Raw genomic sequence first — 17,249 nt, forward strand, 5'->3', positions numbered from 1 at the left:
CTGTATCCGCCGACGCCGGGTTTACCGGCGGTGCGCCGGGGTTAATCTCCCTAGCGGTCGTAATCCCCGGCAGGAATGGCGAAAGGCGAACTATGACGGTGCGACGGTTGATCATCGGTGTGGGCGCCGTGCTGTTGTTGGCCGGAATCATCGGGCTGTTGGCGCCGGTGTCGGTGTCCGACAGCAACGGCCATTCGGTGGGGTGCGGGAACGCCGTGGTGACCGATCTGTCCGCGGCCCGCAGCGCGAACAACAGCAATGGGGCTAACATCCCGATCCTCAACCAGATCGTCCCGCACACCGACTTTGTCGCGCAGTGCCAGTCGTCGGTGGGTGGCCGCCGGGCGTGGTCCATACCGCTGGCGGTGCTCGGGGTCATCGCGATCGGCGCGACGTTGTTGACCGGACGCCGCGGGACGACCGCGGGCCCGTAGTCGTTTCAGATCACCCGCATCCGCGCGGCGTTACGCAAGCCCTGCGGCGCCACACGCGAAAGCCCGTACAGCGCATAGGCTTCCGGCGCGACAGGGCGGATCGGCTTCTTCTTCTTGACCGACGACAGGATCGCGTCGGCGACCTTGTCGGGGCCGTAGCGCCGCAGCGCGAACATCTTGCCCAGCTGCCCGCGCCGCCCGTCGACGGCCTCGGCCAGCTTTCCGGCGGGCGCGTCGAACCGGGTGGTCTTGATGATGTTCGTGTCGATGACGCCGGGGCAGATCGTGGTCAGGCCGACGCCGGCGGCGTCGAGTTCGGCGCGCAGGCAGTCCGAAAACATGTAGCTGGCCGCCTTCGACGTGCAGTAGGCGCTCAGCGACTGCAGCGGCGCGTAGGCGGCCATCGACGACACGTTGACGATGTAGCCGCCGGTGCCGCGCTCCACCAGTCGCCGCCCGAAGGAGCGGCAGCCGTTCACCACCCCGCCGAGGTTGACGTCGAGCACCCGGTCGAACTGCTCGGCCGGGGTGTCGAGGAATCCGCCCGCCTGCCCGACGCCGGCGTTGTTGACGACGATGTCGGGAACGCCGTGCGCGGCGCTGACCCGCTCGGCGAACGCCTCCACCGCGTGGGCGTCGGACACGTCGAGCACGTAGGCGTGCGCGACCCCGCCCCGGGTGGCGATCTCGGCGGCGGTGGCCTTGACGGCGGCTTCGTCGATATCGCTGATGACCAGCTCGGCGCCTTCCCGCGCGAACGCGAACGCGGTCTCGCGCCCGATCCCGCTGCCGGCGCCGGTGACCGACACGAGGGTGTCACCGAACGCTCCGCGGGGGCGCCCCACCTGCGCGCGCAGCAGCGCGCGGCTGGGCTGCTTGCCCTCGGTCAGGTCGGCGAAGTCGTGCACCGCCGCCGCCATCACCTGCGGGTGCGACATCGGGGAGAAGTGACCGGCGCGGATGTCGCGGCGCCACAGCCGCGGCACGAAGCGCGGGGTGTGGTCGTATCCGTACGGCCGCACGTACTTGTCCTTGGTGTTGACGATCAGCTGCACCGGCACGTCGATGACGGCGACGCCCTCCTTGCGGCCGGAGAACGAGCGAAAGTAGTTGGCGGGATACGTTTTCACCGACTGGGCGGCGTCTCGCGCGAGCTTGTCGGAATGATGGATCTGCTCGACGGGAATGTTGTCGACCGCGTTGCGCCGCAGCGCCGGGATCGACAGCGTCAGCCGCAGGAACAACGGGGCCAGCACCGGGATCGAGAACAGCAGCATGTACGTGAACCGCAGCGCCTGGCTGATCGCCCGGACGAAGGTGCGGGGGCGCCAGGGCGCCCGCAGGCCGGTGAAGATGTAGTCGACCAGCTGGTCCTGGGCGGGTCCGGAGACCGACGTGAACGTGGCGACCCGGTCGTCGGCGCCGGGGCGCTTGAGGTAGTGCCACACCCCCACCGAGCCCCAGTCGTGGGCCAGCACGTGCACGGGCCCGCCCGGGCTCAGCTCGCCGGTCACCGCGGCGAAGTCGTCGGCGAAGCGGTCCATGCTGTAGGCCGACACGGGCTTGGGCGCCGAGGACAGCCCGACGCCGCGGTTGTCGTAGCGGATGATCCGGAACCGTTCGGCCAGCAGCGGCACCACGCCGTCCCACAGCACGTGCGAGTCGGGAAAGCCGTGCACCAGTACCACCGTCGGGCCCTCGGGGTTGCCCTCTTCGTAGACGGCGATGCGCGCGCCGTCCGCGCTGTCGACGAAATGCTGGGGTCGTTGTTGTGATGGCGGCATCGGACCTCCCCGCTCTGGCTGCAGTGGCCACACCGTAGCAAGCGTGATCGGGGTCACCCGGCCAGCGCGCGGTGTCTGCCCTGGATGTGTGCCGACGAAGCCGCAGTGACAGGATAGTTTTGGATTGCGACTTCGCCTTCCACACGCGAGCTGAACGACCCGCCCCGACCCACGAGCGATCGAGGAGTCAAAAAAGATGGCCTTCTCCGTCCAGATGCCGGCACTCGGTGAGAGCGTCACCGAGGGGACGGTCACCCGCTGGCTCAAGCAGGAAGGCGACACGGTTGAACTCGACGAGCCGCTCGTCGAGGTGTCGACCGACAAGGTGGACACCGAGATCCCGTCGCCGGCCGCGGGTGTGCTGACCAAGATCGTCGCCCAGGAAGACGACACCGTCGAGGTGGGCGGCGAGCTGGCCGTGATCGGCGACGGTTCTGAGAGCGGCGGGTCCCAGGCCCCGAGCCAGCCGGAGCCGCAGGCGCAATCGGCGCCCCCCGCCCAGCCCGAGGCGCAACCCGAGCCCGAGCCGCAGCCCCAGGCTCAGGCCCAGCTGGAGCCCCAGCCGGCCCAGCAGAGCTCCGGTGCCGGCGACGCGACCCCGGTGTTGATGCCCGAACTCGGTGAGTCGGTGGCCGAGGGCACCGTGACCCGCTGGCTCAAGAAGGTCGGCGATTCGGTCCAGGTCGACGACGCGCTCGTCGAGGTGTCCACCGACAAGGTGGACACCGAGATCCCCTCACCGGTGGCCGGTGTGCTGATCAGCATCACCGCCGAGGAAGACGCCACCGTGCCCGTCGGCGGCGAGCTGGCCCGCATCGGCACCGGTTCCGACGCCGCCGTCCCGGCGGCCCCCGCCGCGCCGCAGCCGCCGCCCGCGCCCAAAGCCGAACCGAAGCCCGAGCCCGCCCCCCAGCCCCAGGCGCAGCCGAAGCCGCAAGCCGCGCCGGCACCCGCGCCGCAACCGAAAGCTCAGCCCGAGCCGAAAGCCCAACCGGCACAGGCCCAGCCGCCGGCGCAGGCGCCGGACTCCAGCACCGACGGCACGCCCTATGTCACGCCGCTGGTGCGAAAACTGGCCGCCGAGAACAACATCGACCTGACGTCGGTCACCGGCACCGGGGTGGGCGGTCGCATCCGCAAGCAAGACGTGCTGGCCGCCGCCGAGCGCAAGCAGCAGGCCGACCGGGAGCCCGCGGCGGCGCCGGCCCCCGCGGCCCCCGCTCCTGGCGAGGCCCGCAAGGCCGCTCCCGCGCCGGCGCCGGCGCTGGCGCACCTGCGGGGCACCACCCAGAAGGCCAGCCGGATCCGCCAGATCACGGCCAACAAGACGCGCGAATCCCTGCAGGCCACAGCGCAACTCACCCAGACCCACGAGGTCGACATGACCAGGCTGGTCGGGTTGCGGGCCAGGGCCAAGGCGGCGTTCGCCGAACGCGAAGGCGTGAACCTGACCTTCTTGCCGTTCATCGCCCGCGCGGTGATCGACGCGCTCAAGATCCACCCGAACGTGAACGCGAGCTACAACGAGGAAACCAAGGAGATCACCTACTACGACGCCGAGCACCTCGGCTTCGCGGTCGACACCGAGCAGGGGCTGCTCTCCCCAGTCGTGCACAACGCGGGCGACCTGTCGCTGGCCGGGCTGGCCAGGGCGATCGCCGACATCGCCGCGCGCGCCCGGTCGGGCAATCTGAAGCCCGACGAGCTCTCCGGGGGCACCTTCACGATCACCAACATCGGCAGCCAGGGCGCGCTGTTCGACACCCCGATCCTGGTTCCGCCGCAGGCCGCCATGCTGGGCACCGGCGCCATCGTCAAGCGCCCCCGAGTGATCGTCGACGAGTTCGGCAACGAATCGATCGGGGTCCGCTCGATCTGCTACCTGCCGCTGACCTATGACCACCGACTCATCGACGGCGCGGACGCCGGGCGGTTCCTGACCACCATCAAGCACCGGCTCGAAGAGGGAGCGTTCGAGGCCGACCTCGGACTCTGAGGGGACGGCGAAGGTGGCTGGTCAGAAGTCCGTCGTTGCGATCGCGGGTTCGTCCGGCCTGATCGGCTCCGCCCTCGCCGCGGCCCTGCGCGCCGCCGACCACCGGGTGCTGCGCATCGTGCGCCGCGCACCGGCGAACGGCGACGAGGTGCACTGGAACCCCGAGAGCGGCGACCTCGATCCCGACACGCTGAGCGGCGTCGACGCCGTCGTCAACCTGTGTGGCGTCAACATCGGCAAACGCCGATGGTCGGGCGCCTTCAAGCAAAGCCTGCGGGACAGCCGCATCGGCCCGACCGAGGTCCTGGCGCACGCCGTCGCCGACGCCGGGGTGGCAACCCTGATCAACGCCAGCGCGGTGGGCTTCTATGGAAACACCAAGGACCGCGTGGTCGACGAAAACGACCGTGCCGGAAGCGGTTTCCTGGCCCGGCTGTGCGAAGACTGGGAGGCCGCCACGCTGCCGGCGCAATACGGCGGCGCCCGGGTGGTACTGGCGCGCACCGGGCTGGTGTTCTCCCCCGCCGGTGGCGCGCTGGGGCGGTTGCGGCCGTTGTTCCGGACGGGGCTGGGGGCCCGGCTGGGCAGCGGGCGGCAATACATGTCGTGGATCACGCTGGAAGACGAAGTGCGAGCGCTGCTGTTCGCGATTTCGAACACCGCGCTGTCCGGGCCGGTGAACATGACCGGGCCCGCGCCGGTCACCAACGCCGAATTCACCACCGCGTTCGGCCGGGCGGTCAACCGTCCGACGCCGTTGATGCTGCCCGGTTTCGCCGTCCGGGCCGCGCTGGGAGAGTTCGCCGACGAAGGCCTGTTGACGGGGCAGCGGGCCATCCCGTCGGCGCTAGAGCGCGCCGGTTTTGCGTTCCACCACAACACCATTGGCGAGGCGCTCGGCTACGCGACCGCCCGGCGCGACCACGACTAGTGCCACCGCGCGTCACCTCGGGGCGCGCGGGCCGAGTACCGTCGCGAATGTGATCGATTCCATCCGGTCCAGCCGGTCCCTCATCGACGTCCGCCAGCTCGGAACCGTCGACTACCGCGTGGCCTGGCAGCAGCAGCGCGACCTGGCCGACGCCCGGGTGGCGGGCGGCAGCGACACCCTGCTGTTGCTCGAGCACCCGGCCGTCTACACCGCCGGACGGCGCACCGAGCCGCACGAGCGGCCCACGGATGGCACCCCCGTCGTCGACACCGACCGCGGCGGCAAGATCACCTGGCACGGACCCGGCCAGTTGGTCGGGTATCCGATCATCGGCCTGGCCGAACCGCTCGACGTGGTCAACTACGTGCGGCGGCTCGAGGAAGCGTTGATCAAGGTGTGCGCCGACCTGGGCCTGGACACGGTCCGCGTGCAGGGCCGGTCCGGGGTGTGGGTGCCCGGCGCTGACGGTCGGCCCGACCGCAAGGTCGCCGCGATCGGCGTGCGGGTGTCGCGCGCCACCACCCTGCACGGGTTCGCGCTCAACTGCGACTGCGACCTGGGCGCCTTCAGCCCCATCGTGCCGTGCGGCATCAGCGACGCCGGGGTGACGTCGTTGTCCGCCGAGCTGCGCCGCCCGGTGAGCGTCGACGACATCCGCACGAGCGTCGCCGACGCCGTCTGCGACGCCCTGGACGGGGTGCTGCCGGTGCGCGAGCACGACGGCGCCGCGCGCGTAGCATCAGCGATGTGACTGTCGCACCCGAGGGACGCAAACTGCTGCGCCTGGAAGTGCGCAACGCCGAAACCCCGATCGAGCGCAAGCCGCCGTGGATCAGGGTGCGGGCGAAGATGGGCCCGGAATACACCCAGCTCAAGAGCCTGGTCCGGCGCGAGGGCCTGCACACGGTCTGCGAAGAGGCCGGGTGTCCCAACATCTTCGAATGCTGGGAGGACCGCGAGGCGACCTTCCTGATCGGCGGTGACCAGTGCACCCGTCGCTGCGACTTCTGCCAGATCGATACCGGGAAGCCGGCCGAGCTGGACCGCGACGAGCCGCGGCGGGTGGCCGACAGCGTGCGCACGATGGGGCTGCGCTACGCCACGGTCACCGGGGTGGCCCGCGATGACCTGCCCGACGGCGGCGCGTGGCTCTACGCCGAGACGGTGCGCGCCATCAAGGAACTCAATCCGTCGACCGGGGTCGAGCTGTTGATCCCCGACTTCAACGGCGAACCCGGCCGGCTTGCCGAGGTGTTCGAGTCACACCCGGAAGTGTTGGCGCACAACGTCGAAACGGTGCCGCGCATCTTCAAGCGCATCCGGCCCGCGTTCACCTACCAGCGCAGCCTCGACGTGCTCACCGCGGCGCGTGACTTCGGGCTGGTCACCAAGAGCAACCTCATCCTCGGCCTGGGTGAAACCCCCGACGAGGTGCGCACCGCGCTGGCCGACCTGCGTCACGCGGGCTGCGACATCATCACCATCACCCAGTACCTGCGGCCCTCGGCGCGTCACCACCCCGTCGCGCGCTGGGTGAAGCCGGAGGAGTTCGTCGAGTTCGCGCAGCACGCCGAGCAACTCGGCTTCTCCGGGGTGCTGGCCGGACCGCTGGTGCGCTCGTCGTATCGCGCGGGCCGGCTCTATCAGCAAGCCGCCGGGGCCCGCGCCTCGGACGCGGCGGCACGGTAGCCGAATTTGCCTGGCGCGGCCCTACGTATCCTTTGACTATGGCTAAATCCCGCACTGCCGCTGAGAACAAGGCCGCCCGAGCGCAGGCGCAGGCTGCCCGCAAGGCCGCCGCGCGGGAGCGCCGCACCCAGTTGTGGCAGGCGTTCAATCTGCAGCGCCAGGAGGACAAGCGCCTGCTGCCGTACATGATCGGCGCCTTCGTGCTGATCGTGGGCGCCTCGGTGGGCGTCGGGCTCTGGGCCGGCGGGCTGACGATGATCACCTTGATCCCGCTCGGCGTGGTGCTGGGCGGGCTGGTCGCGTTCATCGTCTTCGGGCGCCGCGCCCAGAAGTCCGTCTACCGCAAGGCCGAGGGCCAAACCGGGGCGGCGGCATGGGCATTGGACAACCTGCGCGGCAAGTGGCGGGTGACGCCGGGCGTCGCCGCGACCGGACACTTCGACGCCGTGCACCGGGTCATCGGCCGGCCCGGCGTGATCCTGGTCGGCGAGGGGTCGGCGACCCGCGTGCGCCCGCTGCTGGCGCAGGAGAAGAAGCGCACCGCCCGCCTGATCGGGGAGGTGCCGATCTACGACATCATCGTCGGCAACGGCGAGGACGAGGTGCCCCTGGCCAAGCTGGAGCGCCACCTCACCCGTTTGCCGGCCAACATCACCGCCAAGCAGATGGACACGTTGGAGTCCCGCTTGGCCGCGTTGGGGACGCGGGCCGGGGCCGCGGTGATGCCGAAGGGGCCGCTGCCCAACGCCGGCAAGATGCGCGGCGTGCAGCGCACGGTGCGCCGCAAATAGCCGCCATCGGACTCAGCGCCGTACCACGGCCGTCGCGGTCAGCCGGTCCTGCAGCCCGCGGCCGTCCCAGTCGGTGAACAACGCCGGGACCACCGTGCCGACGAGGAGGCCGCGCACCACCGCGCGGCCGACGCCGACCATCCCGCGCCCGTCCACCGCCACCACCTGCAGACCCAGCGCCAGCTGGCCGGGCGTGAAGCCGAACAGTCGCACCGAGACCACGCCCAGCACAAACCAGATGACCAGCTCGGCGGTGGCCAGGGCCGCCTCGGGGAACCACCCGAACCGCATGGCCAGCGCCGCCAGACCCAAAGCGATCAGCCAGTCGATCGTCAGCGCGCCCAGCCGTCGCCCCATCCGCGCCAGCGAGCCCGGCCCGCTCTGGGGCAATCCCAGCTTTTCACCGGGGTATGCGGATCGCGATTCCGGCATCATCGCCGCGGACCGGGGTCCGAATAAATCGACGGCCAGGTCCGATACGGCGGGCGGACGGTGCGCTCCGTCACCAGAAAAGATACGATCTTGCGATCCATGGCCCCACAATAGAACCGCCGCCAAAGCGGCCACTTTTTGCGTGTGGCATGGTCACGTAACGTGCGCGCAACATCGGGTTGACTGACGGGCAACATCTGCTCCCTAGCGTCAGGCCGCGGATCTCACCAAGTAAAGGAGCACTCTGTGACGGAAAAGACGCCCGACGACGTCTTCAAACTCGCGAAGGACGAGAACGTCGAGTTTGTCGACGTGCGGTTCTGTGATTTGCCCGGCATCATGCAGCACTTCACCATTCCGATTTCGTTTTTCGACGAGAGCGTTTTTGAGGACGGCTTGGCATTCGACGGCTCGTCGATTCGCGGATTCCAGTCCATTCACGAATCCGACATGCTGCTCCTGCCCGACCCGGCGACGGCGCAGATCGACCTGTTCCGCGAAGCCAAGACGCTGAACCTGAACTTCTTCGTGCACGACCCCTTCACCCTCGAGCCGTACTCGCGCGACCCGCGCAACATCGCCCGTAAGGCCGAGAACTACCTGATCAGCACCGGCGTCGCCGACACCGCGTACTTCGGCGCCGAGGCCGAGTTCTACATCTTCGACTCGGTGAGCTTCGATTCGCGCACCAACGGCTCGTTCTACGAGATCGACGCGATCTCGGGGTGGTGGAACACCGGCTCGCCCAACGAGCTCGACGGCAGCCCCAACCGCGGCTACAAGGTCCGCCCCAAGGGTGGCTACTTCCCCGTCGCCCCCGTCGACCACTACGTCGACCTGCGCGACAAGATGCTGTCCAACCTGATCACGGCCGGCTTCAGCCTGGAAAAGGGCCACCACGAGGTGGGCACCGGCGGCCAGGCCGAGATCAACTACAAGTTCAACACGCTGCTGCACGCGGCCGACGACATGATGCTCTACAAGTACATCGTCAAGAACACGGCCTGGCAGCACGGCAAGACCGTCACGTTCATGCCCAAGCCGCTGTTCGGTGACAACGGCTCCGGCATGCACACCCACCAGTCGCTGTGGAAGGACGGCAGCCCGCTGATGTACGACGAGACCGGGTACGCCGGCCTGTCGGACACCGCCCGCCACTACATCGGCGGCCTGCTGCACCACGCGCCGTCGCTGCTGGCGTTCACCAACCCCACGGTGAACTCCTACAAGCGTCTGGTGCCCGGCTACGAGGCCCCGATCAACCTGGTCTACAGCCAGCGCAACCGCTCGGCCTGTGTCCGGATCCCGATCACCGGCACCAACCCGAAGGCCAAGCGGCTCGAGTTCCGTTGCCCCGACTCGTCGGGCAACCCGTACCTGGCGTTCTCGGCCATGCTGATGGCCGGCCTGGACGGCATCAAGAACAAGATCGAGCCGCAGGCGCCGGTCGACAAGGACCTCTACGAGCTGCCGCCCGAAGAGGCCGCCAACATCCCGCAGGCGCCCACGCAGCTGTCCGCGGTGATCGACCGGCTGGAGGAAGATCACGAATACCTCACCGAGGGCGGCGTTTTCACGCCCGACCTCATCGAGACGTGGATCAACTTCAAGCGCGAGAACGAGATCCTGCCGGTCCAGATCCGGCCGCACCCCTACGAATTCGCGCTGTACTACGACGTTTAAGGACGTCTGAGTCGGCTTGACGAAACCACCCGCGCGGCGCTCGCCTCGCGGGTGGTTTCGCGTTCAGCCGCCGGAACCTGCCCCTTGGGCGCCCGCTGGACTTTCCCTATTTGGCGTCGGTGACGACGACGACCTGACGGATGAACGTGTCATCCACGGCGGCGTGGAGGAGAAAGTCGGCGACGTTTCCCCGAGAGGTTGAGGGGAGAATCGGCAACGTCGTGACGTCGTCGAGCGCCATCGCGGTGTAGCGGCCGCCGACCCCGTCGTTCAAGGCCCCGGGATATTCGAGGGTCCATTTCAGGCCGCTGGCTTTCAAGAGCACTTCGGACGCCGCTTTGTCTTCGTACTTCTTGCGCAGCGCCGTGCGAAATATCAGGCCGGCGAGAAACGATGCCTTGGCGAGGGAGTCGCCGACTCCGAATGCCGACACGATCACAAACCTGTCAACACCCGATGTTTTGGCGGACGCGATGACGGCGCGGACAGTGTCCGTGATCAGCGTCGGCGTTTTGCGGACGTTTTTGACTCCGAGTGCGCTGATGACCGCGTGGTGCCCTCGGGCTGCCGTGGCGATGTCGGCGGCGTCGGTGACGTCGCCGCCGACGATGTGGGCGCGCGGGTCAACGGTGGCGTCGGCCCGCCGAACGAGGGCGGTGACCTGGTGACCCTGGTCGAGCGCCTTTTTGACGAAGAGGCGGCCAGTGCGGCCGGTTGCTCCAAGGACAAGAAACTTCACAATATTTCGCTTTCTCTAGAACGGGTGAAACGGATGAACGGGCGTGATGGTGAGCGGGGTCCGCATCGCGGACCACCCGTCCATCGCCGCTATATCGTCAGGAACATTGACTATCATGGTCCGTGTTTCTGACTAATGTCAAGTGTTCATAACAGTGTTGGCCCCCACTGACGTCTATGATGGTCATTGATGTTTACTACCCTGATGGTTGGTCGGAGGCCGTGCGTGCATCAGCAGCGGGTGCGAAGTCACCCACCGGACGCGGGGTGCCGGGACGCAGTAGCGGTGGACGTAAGGTGTGAATTTCGTTGGACCACGTGGGCGATGGAGCCGAGGGCGGCATGAACGACGAGCAGCGGATTGACCTAGGGGTGTCGTTGTTCATCCCGTACCGGTACACCGAAGACCGGATTTTCCGGGCGCTCCAGGATGCCGGATTCGACGACTGGACCCTGGCCCAGTGCCGCGTGTTTCAACGCATCGCCCCGGACGGTTCGCGCCTCACAGACCTCGCCGAACAGGCGCAAATGAGCAAGCAGAGCGCGGGCGTGCTGGTCGATCAACTCGAACGTTTGGGCTATGTCCGCCGGGTCCCCGACCCCGCGGATGGCCGCGCCCGATTGATCGTGATCGAGCGACGTGGCCGGCGCGCGATCGAGGTAGTCACGGCGACACTCGACAAGATCCACGCGGAGTGGAAGGCCTACCTGGGTACCCGCAACTTCACACTGCTGCAACAGATCTTGGATCAGCTCCGCGAAATCACCGACCCCTACGCGCGGTAAAGCCGCCGTGTCTCCTACCCGTCGAGCGACAGATCCTTGCGGAAGCGTTGCATGCCGTCGATCTTGTCGTCCAGGCCGGCGTCGGGCCCGGCATAGAACATCCACGGCATCGTGATAATGCCGGTGATGCCGCCGGCCTCCGCGCGCTGATAGTCGGCGGTCGTGAACGCGTCGGTGAGCGGGGTGAGAACGGTGAAATCGTCCGTGGACAAACCGTTTTCGGCCCGCATCTCCCGCAGCCGGCCGATGGCGTCGAGGGCCCGCTCGGTGTTGATCAAGTCCCCGATCCAGCCGTCGTTGCGGGCGGCGCGGCGCAGCGCGATATCGGACAGTCCGCCGACATACACGGGGATGGGCGGCGGGGTGGGCTGCATCTCGAGGCGCGGCGCGGAATAGAACTCGCCCTCGAACTCCGTCCAGCCCGGCGACCACAGCGCCCGCATCAGCTCGATGATTTCATCGGTGCGCTTGCCGCGGGCCTCGAATCGCTCACCCATCAGCGCGAATTCCTCGCGGCACCAGCCCACGCCGATACCCAGCTCCACCCGGCCCGACGCCAGAACCGCCGCGGTACCAATGGCTTTGGCCGCCGAATACGGGTTGCGCATCGCGGGGATGTAGACGGTGTTGACGAACCGCAGCCGCGTGGTGACCTGGGCGAGCGCACCGACGAGCACCCAGGGGTCCGGCCAGTCGGTGAAGGGCTGCCAGCGCCGCTGGCCGTCCTTGGTGTACGGGTACGGCGTGTCCAGGGTCTCCAAATTGACGACGTGGTCGGGGATGCCGATCCCGTCGTAGCCGAGTTCGTCGGCCGCCTTGGCGAGCTCGATGATCTCGCGGGTGTTCAGGAAGGCGCTGCTGATGTAGAACTTCACTGCGCCTCCTGCGCCCAGGCCGGCTCGATGAAGACGCCATCGGCCTCGACGGTGACGCCGGCGGCATCCGAAATGGTGCCGCGCGCAAAGACTTTGCGGCCCTGCTTGCCGTCGACCCACGCATCGCAACGAAGCGGGCCCAGCGGGGTGCCGCGCAGATACTTGACGGTGATGGTCCCGGTGAACCGCGCCTTGGACAAGCCCTCGCTGGCCGCCTCGCCGAGCATGTGGTCGAGCACCAGGGCGCTGACGCCGCCGTGCACCAGTTTCGGCGGTCCCTCGTAGGCCGAGCCCAGGACGAACTCGCTCCAGCAGCGCCCGTCGCCCTCGTGGTTCACCACGATCGGCGGGGCGATGGGGTTGCACACCCCGATCGCGGCGTTGCCCAACGGCAGCGGGCGGCCGTTGACGCGGTAGCTCACGCCCATCGCGCGGGTGCGTTGCCGCAACGACGCGGTGACGGCTTCGATCGCCGAGCGCGCGTCGGCGACGACGTCGTCGCCGACCTCGGTCCGGATGGTCGCGTCGACGAGCTCGCGGACCGCATCGGCCAACGGGGCATACAGCGCGGTCACGCGATCGGCTTCCGTCGCGCTGAGCACCTCGAATGTGGCGTCCAACGCGCCGGCCTCCTGACTCAACTTCCAAACACCTTGCGCACGACGGCTTTTGCGCGCCGCGTCACCCGTAAATAGTTGTCCAAGAACTCGCCGCCCTCGTCGGTCGGCCAGCCGGCGGCCACGGCGACCGCGTTCAGCTGGCGTCCGTGGCCCGGCAGCTGGTCGGTGGGCTTACCGCGGACGAGCACCAGCGCGTTGCGGGCCCGGGTGGCGGTCAGCCAGGCCTGCCGCAGCAGCTCCACCTCGTCGGCGGGAACCAGCTCGGCCGCGGCGATCGCATCCAGGCACTCCAGCGTCGACGTGGTGTGCAGCGCGGGGATCTCGTGGGCGTGCCGCAGCTGCAGCAGCTGCACGGTCCATTCGATGTCGGCCAGTCCCCCGCGGCCCAGCTTGGTGTGCGTGTTGGGGTCGGCGCCGCGCGGCAGCCGCTCGGCGTCGACGCGGGCCTTGATGCGGCGGATCTCGCGCATCGCCTCCGGCGACATCTCGTTGGGTGGATAGCGCGTCTTGTCGGCCATCAGCAGGAACCGCTGCCCCAGCTCCTCGTCGCCGGCGACCGCGTGCGCGCGCAGCAGCGCCTGGACCTCCCACGGCTGCGCCCACTGCCCGTAGTAGGCGGCGTAGGAGGCCAGGGTGCGCACCAGCGGGCCGTTGCGGCCCTCGGGCCGCAGGTTGGCGTCGACCTCCAGCGGCGGGTCGACGCTGGGGGTCCCCAGCAGGGTCCGGACCTGTTCGGCGACCGTCGTCGCCCAGCGCACGGCCACGGAATCCTCGACACCGGGCGCGGATTCGCACACGAACATCACGTCGGCGTCGGACCCGTAGCCCAGTTCGGCGCCGCCCAGCCTGCCCATGCCGATGACGGCGATGGCCGCCGGCGCCTTGCCGTTTTCGGGAAGGTTGGTCCGGATCATCGCGTCCAGCGCGGCCTGCAGCACCGCCACCCACACCGACGTCAGCGCCTTGCACACGTCGACGACCTCGAGCATGCCGAGCAGGTCCGCCGACGCCACCCGGGCCAGCTCGCGACGCCGCAGGGTCCGCGCGCCCGCGATCGCCCGCACCGGGTCGGAGTAGCGGCTGGCCGAGGCGACCAGCGCGCGGGCCACCGAGGCCGGGTCGGTCTCCAGCAGTCGCGGCCCGGTCGCCCCGTCGCCGTAGTCCTGGATGACCCGGGGCGCGCGCATCAACAGGTCCGGCACGTACGCCGAGGTGCCCAGCACGTGCATGAGGCGCCGCGCGACGGCAGGCTGATCGCGCAGCGTGGCCAGATACCAGCTCTCCCCGGACAGCGCCTCGGACAGTCGCCGGTAGGCCAGCAGCCCGCCGTCGGGGTCGGGCGTGTACGACATCCAGTTCAACAGCCTGGGCAGCAGCACCGACTGCACCCGGCCCCGCCGGCCGCTGAGGTTGACCAGCGCCGACATGTGCTTCAGCGCGGACTGCGGGCCCTCGTATCCCAGGGCGGCCAGCTGGCGCTCGGCGGCCTCGGAGGTCATGCCGTGCGCGATCTCCAGGCCGGCCGGGCCGATCGATTCCAGCAGCGGTTGGTAGAACAGCTTGGCGTGCAGCTGCGACACCCGCAGGTTCTGGTGCCGCAGCTCCTCGCGCAGCACCCCCGCCGCGTCGTGGCGGCCGTCGGGCCGGATGTGGGCGGCCCGCGCCAGCCAGCGCACCGCCTCCTCGTCGTCGGGCTCGGGCAGCAGGTGGGTCCGCTTGAGCCGCTGCAGTTGCAGTCGGTGCTCGAGCAGCCGGAGGAACTCGTAGGAGGCGGTGAGGTTCGCCGCGTCCTCGCGTCCGATGTAGCCGCCGTGGCCCAGCGCGGCGAGCGCGTCCACCGTCGACGCCACGTGCAGCGACTCGTCGCTGCGCCCGTGCACCAACTGCAGGAGCTGCACGGCGAATTCGACGTCGCGCAACCCGCCGCTGCCGAGCTTGATCTCGCGGCCGCGCACGTCGGCGGGCACCAGCTGTTCGACGCGGCGCCGCATCGCCTGCACTTCGACCACGAAGTCCTCACGCTCGCAGGCGACCCAGACCATCGGCATCAGCGCGGCCAGGTACCGCTGCCCCAGCTCCGCGTCGCCCACCGCCGCGCGCGCCTTCAGCAGCGCCTGGAATTCCCAGGTTTTCGCCCACCGCTGGTAATAGGCGATGTGCGACTCGACGGTGCGGACCAGCTCGCCGCTGCGGCCCTCCGGCCGCAGCCCGGCGTCGACCTGAAAGAACGCCTCGGAGGCCAGCCGCATCATCTCGCCGGCCACCCGGGTGGTGAGGGCGTCGGCGTGCTCGGCGACGAAGATGACGTCGACGTCGCTGACGTAGTTCAGTTCGCGGGCACCGCATTTGCCCATCGCGATGACCGCCAGCCGCGGCGGCGACTTGTCGCCGCACACGGTGCTCTCGGCCACCCGCAACGCGGCGGCCAGCGCGGCGTCGGCCAGGTCCGACAGGTGGGCGGCCACGACGGTGAACGGCACCACCGGTTCGTCCTCGACCGTGGCGGCCAGGTCGAGGCCGGCCAGCACCAGCAGCTGATCGCGGTACAGGGTGCGCAGCCGCACCATCGCCGAACCGGGGTCGGCCAGCGCCTCCTCGACGCACGCGGTGAAGTTCGCGGACAGCTGGTCGTGGGTGGGCAGTGTGACGTTGCCGCGCAAGAGTTTCCAGGACTGCGGCTGGGCGATCAGGTGATCCCCGAGGGCCAGCGACGCGCCGAGCACACCGAACAGCCGCCCGCGCAGGGGGCGTTCGGCGAGCAGGGCGGCGTTGAGCTCGCTCCACCCGGCGTCGGGGTTCTCGGCCAGCCGAACCAGGGCGAGCAGGGCGGCGTCGGGGTCCGCGGCGCGCGACAGCGACCAGAGCAGGTCGACGTGGGCCTGGTCGTCATGGTCATGCCAGCCCAGCTGCGCTATGCGTTCGGCCGCTTGCGGATCGACCAACCCGAGCCGGCCGACGCTGGGCAGCCTGGGGCGCTGCGTCGCGGGTTTGGTCACGACCACGACCGTATCGCAACCGGCCGATCTTCAGGCACGGGCGGCGCATCCCGAAACGGGAATCGCGCTACAGCGACAGGTAGGTATTCAGTTCGTACGGGGTGACGTGGCTGCGGTAGTTCGCCCACTCGGTGCGCTTGTTGCGCAGGAAGAAGTCAAACACGTGCTCCCCCAACGTTTCCGCGACCAGCTCGGAGGACTCCATGGCGCGAAGCGCGCTGTCCAGGCTGGTGGGCAGCTCGCGGTAACCCATCGCCTGGCGCTCCGCGGGGGTCAGGTCCCACACGTTGTCCTCGGCCTGCGGCCCCAGCACGTAACCCTTCTCCACCCCGCGCAGCCCGGCGGCCAGCAGCACGGCGAACGTCAGGTACGGGTTGCAGGCCGAGTCGGGGCTGCGGACCTCGACGCGCCGCGACGACGTCTTGTGCGGGGTGTACATGGGCACCCGCACCAGCGCGGAGCGGTTGGCCGCCCCCCACGACGCGGCGGTCGGCGCCTCGCCGCCCCCCACCAGACGCTTGTAGGAGTTGACCCATTGGTTGGTGACGGCGCTGATCTCCGAGGCGTGCTCGAGGATCCCGGCGATGAAGGACTTGCCCACATCGGAGAGCTGCAGCGGGTCGTCCGGGCTGTGGAACGCGTTGACGTCGCCCTCGAACAGGCTCATGTGGGTGTGCATCGCGGAGCCGGGGTGCTGCCCGAACGGCTTGGGCATGAACGACGCACGGGCGCCGTTGTCGATCGCCACTTCCTTGATGACGTAACGGAACGTCATCACGTTGTCGGCCATCGACAGGGCGTCGGCGAAGCGCAGGTCGATCTCCTGCTGGCCCGGCGCGCCCTCGTGGTGGCTGAACTCCACCGAGATGCCCATGAACTCCAGCGCCTCGATCGCGTGGCGGCGGAAGTTCGAGGCGGAGTCGTGGACCGCCTGATCGAAGTAGCCGGCGTTGTCGACCGGAACCGGCGGCGTCCCGTCGTCGGCGCCGGGCTTGAGCAGGAAGAATTCGATCTCGGGATGCACGTAGCAAGAGAAGCCCAGGTCGTTGGCCTTCTGCAGCTGACGGCGCAGCACGTGCCGCGGGTCCGCCCAGGACGGCGAGCCGTCCGGCATGGTGATGTCGCAGAACATCCGCGCCGAGTGGTGGTGGCCGCTGGGCGAGGCCCACGGCAGCACCTGGAAGGTGGACGGGTCGGGGTTGGCGACGGTGTCGGATTCGGAGACCCGCGAGAAGCCCTCGATCGAGGATCCGTCGAAGCCGATGCCCTCCTCGAAGGCGCCTTCGAGTTCGGCCGGGGCGATCGCGACCGACTTGAGGAAGCCGAGCACATCGGTGAACCACAGCCGAACGAAGCGGATGTCTCGTTCCTCGAGCGTGCGCAGCACGAATTCCTTCTGGCGATCCATAACTCGAACAGTATGCAACGGCTGTTAAATCTGCGTTACCGATGCCCGCTCAGAACCGTTGCGATGGCCGCGGTGGGGCCGTCGCT

The 17,249-nt window shown here is 69.1% G+C and carries 15 protein-coding genes; 8 read left to right on the top strand and 7 right to left on the bottom strand.

Annotated features, from left to right (window positions below):
- The first annotated feature begins 92 nt into the window (after positions 1-92).
- The gene (locus tag JF781_RS11840) at positions 93-434 is read left to right on the top strand and encodes an aminopeptidase (RefSeq protein ID WP_225330035.1); all 342 of its coding nucleotides are present in this window, start codon (positions 93-95) and stop codon (positions 432-434) included.
- A gap of 5 nt (positions 435-439) precedes the next feature.
- Here JF781_RS11840 and JF781_RS11845 read toward each other — a convergent pair whose 3' ends face one another.
- Complete coding sequence (locus JF781_RS11845) at positions 440-2,218, bottom strand: SDR family oxidoreductase (protein WP_225330036.1); 1,779 nt, start codon at positions 2,216-2,218, stop codon at positions 440-442.
- 196 nt (positions 2,219-2,414) lie between these two features.
- Here JF781_RS11845 and sucB point away from each other — a divergent pair, with 196 nt between their 5' ends.
- The 5 genes from sucB to JF781_RS11870 are packed head-to-tail and all read left to right on the top strand — an operon-like array spanning position 2,415 to position 7,625.
- Positions 2,415-4,214 carry a 2-oxoglutarate dehydrogenase, E2 component, dihydrolipoamide succinyltransferase gene (gene sucB, locus JF781_RS11850; protein ID WP_225330037.1) on the top strand — a complete coding sequence of 600 codons (1,800 nt, stop codon included), beginning with the start codon at positions 2,415-2,417 and terminating at the stop codon, positions 4,212-4,214.
- 13 nt (positions 4,215-4,227) lie between these two features.
- On the top strand, positions 4,228-5,145 hold the full coding sequence (locus tag JF781_RS11855) for a TIGR01777 family oxidoreductase (RefSeq protein WP_225330038.1): 918 nt from the start codon (positions 4,228-4,230) through the stop codon (positions 5,143-5,145).
- Positions 5,146-5,194: 49 nt separating this feature from the next.
- Positions 5,195-5,896, top strand: a complete 702-nt coding sequence (gene lipB, locus JF781_RS11860; RefSeq protein ID WP_225330039.1) for a lipoyl(octanoyl) transferase LipB — start codon at positions 5,195-5,197, stop codon at positions 5,894-5,896.
- Positions 5,893-6,834: a lipoyl synthase gene (lipA, locus tag JF781_RS11865; RefSeq protein ID WP_225330040.1), complete on the top strand. Its 942-nt coding sequence runs from the start codon at positions 5,893-5,895 to the stop codon at positions 6,832-6,834. The genes lipB and lipA overlap by 4 nt, the downstream gene beginning before the upstream one ends.
- A 38-nt stretch (positions 6,835-6,872) precedes the next feature.
- Positions 6,873-7,625: a DUF4191 domain-containing protein gene (locus JF781_RS11870; protein WP_225330041.1), complete on the top strand. Its 753-nt coding sequence runs from the start codon at positions 6,873-6,875 to the stop codon at positions 7,623-7,625.
- A 12-nt stretch (positions 7,626-7,637) separates the two neighbouring features.
- Here JF781_RS11870 and JF781_RS11875 read toward each other — a convergent pair whose 3' ends face one another.
- Complete coding sequence (locus JF781_RS11875) at positions 7,638-8,060, bottom strand: RDD family protein (RefSeq protein ID WP_225330042.1); 423 nt, start codon at positions 8,058-8,060, stop codon at positions 7,638-7,640.
- Positions 8,061-8,303: 243 nt separating this feature from the next.
- Here JF781_RS11875 and glnA (JF781_RS11880) point away from each other — a divergent pair, with 243 nt between their 5' ends.
- The gene (glnA, locus tag JF781_RS11880; protein WP_008256020.1) at positions 8,304-9,740 is read left to right on the top strand and encodes a type I glutamate--ammonia ligase; all 1,437 of its coding nucleotides are present in this window, start codon (positions 8,304-8,306) and stop codon (positions 9,738-9,740) included.
- Positions 9,741-9,846: 106 nt separating this feature from the next.
- Here the strand turns inward: glnA (JF781_RS11880) and JF781_RS11885 are convergent, their stop codons facing one another.
- Complete coding sequence (locus tag JF781_RS11885; protein ID WP_225330043.1) at positions 9,847-10,479, bottom strand: NAD(P)-dependent oxidoreductase; 633 nt, start codon at positions 10,477-10,479, stop codon at positions 9,847-9,849.
- A 341-nt stretch (positions 10,480-10,820) separates the two neighbouring features.
- On the opposite strand from JF781_RS11885, the gene JF781_RS11890 reads away from it, so the two are divergent.
- Positions 10,821-11,264, top strand: coding sequence for a MarR family winged helix-turn-helix transcriptional regulator (locus JF781_RS11890; RefSeq protein WP_225330049.1), 444 nt, complete (start codon positions 10,821-10,823; stop codon positions 11,262-11,264).
- A 14-nt stretch (positions 11,265-11,278) separates the two neighbouring features.
- Here JF781_RS11890 and JF781_RS11895 read toward each other — a convergent pair whose 3' ends face one another.
- The 4 genes from JF781_RS11895 to glnA (JF781_RS11910) all read right to left on the bottom strand — a co-directional run bounded on the left by JF781_RS11895 (position 11,279) and on the right by glnA (JF781_RS11910) (position 17,163).
- Entirely contained in the window at positions 11,279-12,139 is an 861-nt protein-coding gene (locus tag JF781_RS11895) for a TIGR03619 family F420-dependent LLM class oxidoreductase (RefSeq protein WP_225330044.1), read from the bottom strand.
- Positions 12,136-12,780 (bottom strand): PaaI family thioesterase, encoded by a 645-nt coding sequence (locus tag JF781_RS11900; protein WP_225330045.1) that lies wholly within the window; start codon positions 12,778-12,780, stop codon positions 12,136-12,138. The genes JF781_RS11895 and JF781_RS11900 overlap by 4 nt, the downstream gene beginning before the upstream one ends.
- Entirely contained in the window at positions 12,777-15,761 is a 2,985-nt protein-coding gene (locus JF781_RS11905; protein WP_225330046.1) for a bifunctional [glutamine synthetase] adenylyltransferase/[glutamine synthetase]-adenylyl-L-tyrosine phosphorylase, read from the bottom strand. The genes JF781_RS11900 and JF781_RS11905 overlap by 4 nt, the downstream gene beginning before the upstream one ends.
- 61 nt (positions 15,762-15,822) lie before the next feature.
- Positions 15,823-17,163 carry a type I glutamate--ammonia ligase gene (gene glnA, locus JF781_RS11910; RefSeq protein ID WP_225330047.1) on the bottom strand — a complete coding sequence of 447 codons (1,341 nt, stop codon included), beginning with the start codon at positions 17,161-17,163 and terminating at the stop codon, positions 15,823-15,825.
- Positions 17,164-17,249: the final 86 nt, after the last annotated feature.

Source organism: Mycobacterium sp. WUMAC-067, assembly GCF_020217485.1.
In the GTDB taxonomy this organism is placed as follows: Bacteria; Actinomycetota; Actinomycetes; order Mycobacteriales; family Mycobacteriaceae; genus Mycobacterium.

Coding starts and splice junctions, on each gene's coding strand:
- JF781_RS11840 (WP_225330035.1), top strand. CDS start 93: ATGACGGTGCGACGGTTGATCATCGGTGTGGGCGCCGTGCTGTTGTTG.
- JF781_RS11845 (WP_225330036.1), bottom strand. CDS start 2,218: ATGCCGCCATCACAACAACGACCCCAGCATTTCGTCGACAGCGCGGAC.
- sucB (WP_225330037.1), top strand. CDS start 2,415: ATGGCCTTCTCCGTCCAGATGCCGGCACTCGGTGAGAGCGTCACCGAG.
- JF781_RS11870 (WP_225330041.1), top strand. CDS start 6,873: ATGGCTAAATCCCGCACTGCCGCTGAGAACAAGGCCGCCCGAGCGCAG.
- JF781_RS11875 (WP_225330042.1), bottom strand. CDS start 8,060: ATGATGCCGGAATCGCGATCCGCATACCCCGGTGAAAAGCTGGGATTG.
- JF781_RS11890 (WP_225330049.1), top strand. CDS start 10,821: ATGAACGACGAGCAGCGGATTGACCTAGGGGTGTCGTTGTTCATCCCG.
- glnA (WP_225330047.1), bottom strand. CDS start 17,163: ATGGATCGCCAGAAGGAATTCGTGCTGCGCACGCTCGAGGAACGAGAC.